Annotated in this window: 5 protein-coding genes; all 5 read right to left on the bottom strand. The window is 59.9% G+C overall.

The annotated features are described in order from the left end of the window. Window positions 1–36: 36 nt before the first annotated feature. Window positions 37–1,269, bottom strand: coding sequence for a methyl-accepting chemotaxis protein (locus FEM54_RS21530; RefSeq protein WP_370589445.1), 1,233 nt, complete (start codon window positions 1,267–1,269; stop codon window positions 37–39). Between the two features lie 544 nt (window positions 1,270–1,813). Beyond that, on the bottom strand, window positions 1,814–2,218 hold the full coding sequence (locus tag FEM54_RS21525; RefSeq protein ID WP_003191666.1) for a TraR/DksA family transcriptional regulator: 405 nt from the start codon (window positions 2,216–2,218) through the stop codon (window positions 1,814–1,816). A gap of 461 nt (window positions 2,219–2,679) precedes the next feature. Continuing rightward, window positions 2,680–3,702: an ABC transporter permease gene (locus FEM54_RS21520; protein ID WP_026013640.1), complete on the bottom strand. Its 1,023-nt coding sequence runs from the start codon at window positions 3,700–3,702 to the stop codon at window positions 2,680–2,682. Window positions 3,703–3,733: 31 nt separating this feature from the next. Beyond that, on the bottom strand, window positions 3,734–5,287 hold the full coding sequence (locus tag FEM54_RS21515; protein ID WP_138452894.1) for a sugar ABC transporter ATP-binding protein: 1,554 nt from the start codon (window positions 5,285–5,287) through the stop codon (window positions 3,734–3,736). A gap of 63 nt (window positions 5,288–5,350) precedes the next feature. Next, entirely contained in the window at window positions 5,351–6,286 is a 936-nt protein-coding gene (locus FEM54_RS21510; RefSeq protein ID WP_017136425.1) for a sugar ABC transporter substrate-binding protein, read from the bottom strand. Window positions 6,287–6,386 lie beyond the last annotated feature (100 nt).

Here is a 6,386-nt window from a genome sequence, read left to right as displayed (position 1 = left end):
CTCCGGAATAGCTCCATTGCATAAACAGTAACAATCCTAACGCCCAGCCTTGGCCCCTTCCGGTTTATAGCCCAGGCGCAAGCCACCCCAATGCCGCCCCTTAACCATGATCGGCACCGACAAATCGTGCATAAGTTCGCCAGTATCGCGGGTATAGGTCTGCAACAGCACTGCTTGTTGATGGCTGCCACAACGAATGCCGGTACGGTCGTCGAACTTGCGTTTGGTACGGTTCTGCACGGCGTCAACCTGTGCATCGCCGGTCAGGGCGTGGGAGAACGCCTTGTTGTGTGTGGGCACATAGCCCTGCGGTGTGCAGGCAATCGCGAACACCAGCCCCTCATGGCGCGGCAGCAATGCCTCCTGGATCGTCGGCAGCACTTGGTCGGTGTAGCCATCAAAGCGCGTGTGGTATTTGCTCGGCCGGGTGTTGGGGATCGGCGTGTAGCTGCGGTCGAACAAGTCTTCCAGGCTGATGCGGTTTTGCACGATGTCAGCCTCGAACTGCTCACCAATACGGCTCGCCCCTTCGCGAGCCAGGTCGTAGATGCGCTGGTGATAGTCATCCAGCCCGACTTCAGCCAGGCGCTCACTGATGGTTTCAGCCTGTCCTTCCATCTGCACAGCGACCTCGGCCAGTTGCCGCGTCTGCTGGTCGCTCACCGTTAAATCGCTGCGCATCTGCTCTACCGCGTGGAACAGGCTGTCGAGTTGCGCGCGGTTGGTGTCGGTGCCTTGGGCGATCTCGTTGACCTGCCCTTCTACGTCGGCTGCCAGGCTGGCGATATTTTCCAGTTGCTCACCCGCCTGCTCCACCTGCTCGACGCCGATGTGCAAGTCGGCGGACAGTTGGCGAATCTGTTCCACCACCTGGGCGGTGCGTTGTTGAATATCGGCGACCATCACGCCGACCTCATCCGTCGCCGTGGCCGTACGCCCGGCCAGGCCACGCACTTCATCGGCCACTACGGCAAAGCCGCGCCCGTGCTCGCCGGCGCGCGCCGCTTCAATGGCGGCGTTCAGCGCGAGCAGGTTGGTCTGGCTGGCAATGGACTGGATCACCAGGGTCACGCGCTGAATCTCTTCACTGCGCTGGCTCAGCGCCTCGATCAACTCTCGGCTGGCATTGGCGCGCAGGCGCAGTTGGTGCATGCGAGTGATCGATTGAGCCAACACTTCGCGCCCTTCAGTACTGCGCTGGTGCGCCTGGCTGGCCGCGCCCAAGGCCTGCCGGCTGAGTTGAGAGGTGACTTGCTCGGTGCCGATCATCACTTCGGCGCTGCTGACAATTTGCTTGGCGGCGCCTAATTGCGATTGCACGCGCGCGGCCAGTTGCTTGACCGAATAGGCCACGCCGGCAGCGGAAAGTGCGTTATGACTGGTGGTGTAGGAAAGATCGCGAGTCAGCTCACCCAGCGTATCAATCGCCTGGGCAGGCGCTACACGCGGCACTCGGGCTTTGAGCGCAGGCAGCCAGATCACCAGCAAGGCCAGTGGCAAGCACAGGTACAGCGGCAAGCCGGCAAACGACAGGCCCAGCAAGACCAGCACCAGCGCGGTGCTCTGCATAAGCGGCGTCAGCCAGCCGGGCAGCACGCGCACCACCGTTTGCGCTGGCGCTGCTGCGCCCATCAGAGATCCGTCTCCAGCCATCGTCGTTACCCCTCTGTTTGTCGTTATTGTTGCTGCATTAAACGCCACTATTGGGCCATTATCCATGGGCCTTTCGTGGGGTGCTTGCAGCAGATCAATAGACAGGGACGTAACCGGTGTTTCTTCGGGCATCACAGCTGCGATGCCCGACTTCAGCGCATCAGGCCTGGCGCTGGTGCTTGTCGATCTGCTCGTGACGCTCTTGCGCTTCGATACAGTATTTGGTGGTCGGGCTGATCAGCAGGCGCTTGAGGCCGATAGGCTCGCCGCTGTCATCGCACCAGCCAAAAGAATCTTCCTTGATGCGTTCCAGGGCACGCTCAAGCTGCGGCAGCATGCGCTGGTCGCGGTCGATGGCGTTCACCAGCCAGGTGCGCTCTTCTTCCACAGAGGCAGCGTCAGCCGGGTCCGCCGGGGTGTCCAGGCTTTCGATGGCGATGCGGTTCTGCTCAATGCGCTCGTGGTGTTCCACTTTCATGTCTTGCAGCAACTTCTCGAAAAAAGCGTGCTGTTCGGCATTCATGTAGTCATCCGCCGGCATGGCCAGCAACTTTTCCTTTGTCATTGATTTCTCTATAAAAAATACGTGCATTAAGGCGAATAAGGGAGCGTTCCGGCAGACCTTCGCAGGCCTCGGAAGGGCGCCGTCCATTTCAAGCGCCACCCGGCACTCAATTTACGAGGGGCGGCAGTCTAAGGCCGACTGGAAGGCTCAGCAACTGAAAAGACAGGCATTTTTTCCCAATTAACCCCCAAAGGCACCAGGACGGGCTTGGCGAACGGTCATCGGAGTGCGTTTATAGCAAGAAATTCAGTGCTGTGGAGCTATATAGAAGACAAACGGTTAGAACGGTCTGATAAAGACTCGCTGTGGGAGCTGGCTTGCTGTGGCGAGGGAGCTTGCTCCCGTTCGACAGCGCGGCTGGAGCAGGCTTTTTAGGGGCGCTTCGCACCCCAGCGCAAGCAAGCTTGCTCGCCACAACAAGCCAGCTCCCACATTGGATAGGTGTTGCCCGTTAATCGGTATCAGCGCTTGAGCTTGCGCTTGTTGCGATACTGGTCGATCACCACCGCAATCACAATGATCAGCCCCTTGATGATGTCCTGGATATACGCATCCACCCCCACAAAGGTAAACCCGCTGGCCATCACGCCGAGAATCAGCGCACCGATCACGGTGCCGGTGATGCGCCCTACTCCGCCCGCCAGGCTGGTGCCGCCGATCACCGCCGCCGCAATCGCATCCAGCTCATAGGACATGCCCATGCCGGCCTGGCCGGTGGCGGCACGCGCCGAGGCCACCACACCGGCCAGGCCCGCCAGCAGACCGGCGATGCTGTAGACGATGATCAGGTGACGCTTGACGTTGATGCCCGAGGTGCGCGCCGCCTGCATGTTGCCGCCGATGGCGTAGGTGTACTTGCCGTACTTGGTGTAGCGCAGGGCGATATGGAAGATCACCGCCACCACCAGGAAGATAATCACCGGCATCGCACCATGGCCGATGGCGGTGTACGAATCCGAGAGCATGCTCACCGGCTGGCCTTCGGTGTAGTAGCGTGCCAGGCCACGGGCCGAGACCATCATGCCCAGGGTCGCAATAAACGGCGGAATGCCGGTCACCGCGATGATACTGCCGTTAATTGCCCCCGCCAGCAGCCCCACACCCAGGCCCATCGCCACCGGAATCCACACCGGCAAGTCGGTCAGGCTGGGAAACACTGCCCGGGAAAAATCCGAGGTTTGCGCCAAACTGGCGGCAATCATCGCCGATAACGCCAACACCGAGCCTGAAGACAGATCGATACCGGTGGTGATGATCACCTGCGTCACGCCAATCGCCAGCAGGCCGATGATCGACACTTGCAGAATCATCAGCACCAGGCGCTGGGAGTTCATCAGGAAGCTCTGGTCGCGCACGATCCAGCCGAATAGCTCAAACACCAGGCCGATGCCGATCAACACCAGGAAGATACTCAGCTCGGTGGGTAAACGCCGACGGTGCTTGACCGGTGCCGTGGCAGGCTTGTTGTCTGTTATTGCGTTCATAGCCAATTACCTTCTTATTCTGTGCGGTTCGTCAGTGGACTACGGTCATACCGGAAGCCAGCTGCATGACTTTTTCCTGGGTCGCGTCGGCGCGATCCAGGGTGCCCATCAGTTCGCCTTCATGCATCACCATCACCCGGTCGCTCATGCCCATCACTTCCGGCAGTTCGGAGGAAATCATGATCACCGCCATGCCTTCGCTGGCGAGGAAGGAAATCAAGCGATAGATCTCGGCCTTGGCGCCAACGTCAATGCCACGGGTCGGCTCATCGAGGATCAGCAAGCGCGGGTTGGTCATCAACCAGCGCGCCAACAGGGCTTTTTGCTGGTTGCCGCCGGACAGAGTGTCGATGCACTGCTCCAGTGACGGGGTTTTCACCCGCAGCTTCTTGCACATGTCTTCGCACAGCACGCGCAGGGCTTTTTGCTGGATAAAGCCGTTACCCGAGTAATGCGGCAGCACCGCCATCTCCATGTTCTCCAGCACCGACAGGCACGGGAACAGGCCACTGAGCTTGCGGTCCTCGGTCAACAGCGCAAAGCCTTTCTCGATAGCCATGTGCGGGTCGGTGATGCGCACCGCTTTGCCGTCAAGGGTGATCTGGCCGCTGGAACTTGGAGTGATGCCGAAAATGGTCTCTGCCACGTTGGTGCGCCCCGAGCCCATCAGCCCGGCGATGCCGAGAATTTCACCAGCATGCAGGTCGAACGACACGTCCTTGAACACGCCGTCCAGGCTCAAGTCGCGCACCGACAGCAGCAAGTCGCCGATGGGTGTCTCGCGCACCGGGAACAACTGGCTCAGCTCGCGGCCGACCATCATCGAGATCAGGCTGTCGCTGTTCATGCTGTCGGCGCGCTGCAGGCCGATGTACTGGCCGTCACGAAACACCGCCACTTCATCGGCGATGGCAAACACTTCGTTCATTTTGTGCGTGATGTAGACGATGCCTTTACCCTGTGACTTGAGGTCGGCAATGATCGAAAACAGGTGGGCCACTTCCTTTTCGGTAATGGCTGAAGTCGGTTCATCCATGATCAGGATGTCGGAGTCGTAGGACACCGCCTTGGCAATCTCGACCATCTGCCGCTCGGCGATGCTCAGGTTGCCGACGTGTTCTTCCGGGTCCAGGTTGATGCGCAAACGGGCCAGCAACTCGGCGGTGCAACGGTGCATTTCGCGGTGGTTGACCATGTGCAGGCTATTGAGCTGCTCGCGGCCGATCCAGATGTTCTCGGCGATGCTCATGTGCGGCATCAGGTTGAGTTCCTGGTGGATCATCGCGATCCCGGCCTTCTGCGCCGCCAGCGGTGTTTCAAACACAATCGGCTTGCCGCGCAGACGAATTTCCCCGGCGTCGGGCTGGTAGATGCCGGCGATGATTTTCATCAACGTCGACTTGCCCGCACCGTTCTCGCCCATCAGCGCCAGTACCGAGCCTGGGCGCACGCGCAGTTGCACATCGGCCAGGGCCACAACGCCGGGAAAGCCTTTGCTGATGTTGACGATTTCCAGCAGGTAGGGTTCTTCCAGCAGCGCGGGCTGGAGACCGGGAGGCTGCGAGACAGTGGCTTGAGCAAGCATATCGGGTACTCCATCAGCAGAGCGACCGTGGCCGCCCTGCTTGCTTATTGTTGTTATGAAGGGCTACTTGAAGTCTTTGACGTTATCCGGCGTGATCAGCTTGAACGGGATGATTACGTTCTGCTCGACCGGCTCCTTCTTGGCCATCTTGCGCGCCGCTTCCACCGAACCGACCGCCTGGCCCTTGGCGTCCTGGAAGGCCGACGCGGCCATGTCACCCTTGGTAATGGCGTTCAAACCGTCCGGCGTGCCATCCACCCCGGCAATCAACACGCTGCCAGGCTTGGTACCCGCCGACTTGAGGGCCATGGACGCGCCAATGGCCATCTCGTCGTTGTTGGCCAGAACCGCATTGAATTCGCGACCTTGGGTCAGCCAGTCGTTGACCAGGGTCATGCCCTTGTCCCGCAGCCAGATGCCGGTCTGCTCTTGCTCGATGGTAATGCCGGGGTATTTGGCGAGGACTTCCTTCACGCCTTTGGTACGGTTGGTGGTGGAGTTGTTCGCCAGGTCACCCAGCAGGATGACGATCTTGCCCTTGCCGCCGAGCTTTTCTGCGATGTACTGCATTTGCAGGCGACCGGCCTCGACGTCATCGGACGTCACCGCAACGACATCCTTGGGCAAGTCTTTTTGGTCAGGGCGACGGTTGACGAAGACCAGCGGAATACCCGCCTTGGTAGCGGCACTGATAATGTTCTTGGTCGAGGCGGTATCGACCGGGTTGACGATAATCGCGTCGACCTTCTGGCTGATGAAGTTCTCGACCTGGCTCAGTTGTTTCACCACGTCGGCGCGGGCGTCTTCAAACTGCAATTGCACACCATCGCCCTTGGGATAGGACTTGGCTTGCTTGTCCATGTCTTCACGCAGGTAGGTCAGGAAGGTGTCATCAAAGGCGGACATGGTCACGCCAATCTTGAGGTCGGCGGCCGAGGCAACACCACTGGCCAGCAACATGGACAGGGCCAGCGCGGTAAAACGGATCGGGGTCTTCATGAACGGTCTGTCTCCACTTTCTTGTTGGTTTTTTGGACGTTGCGTTTATCAGCGCTCGGCGGGCAATCGAACCACCGGTGCCCCCGGGATGCAGCAGACC

The sequence above is a fragment of the Pseudomonas edaphica genome, from assembly GCF_005863185.1.
GTDB lineage: Bacteria > Pseudomonadota > Gammaproteobacteria > Pseudomonadales > Pseudomonadaceae > Aquipseudomonas > Aquipseudomonas edaphica.
Note: the sequence above shows the minus strand (reverse complement) of the source record. Positions and strands in the feature narration are given on the sequence as shown.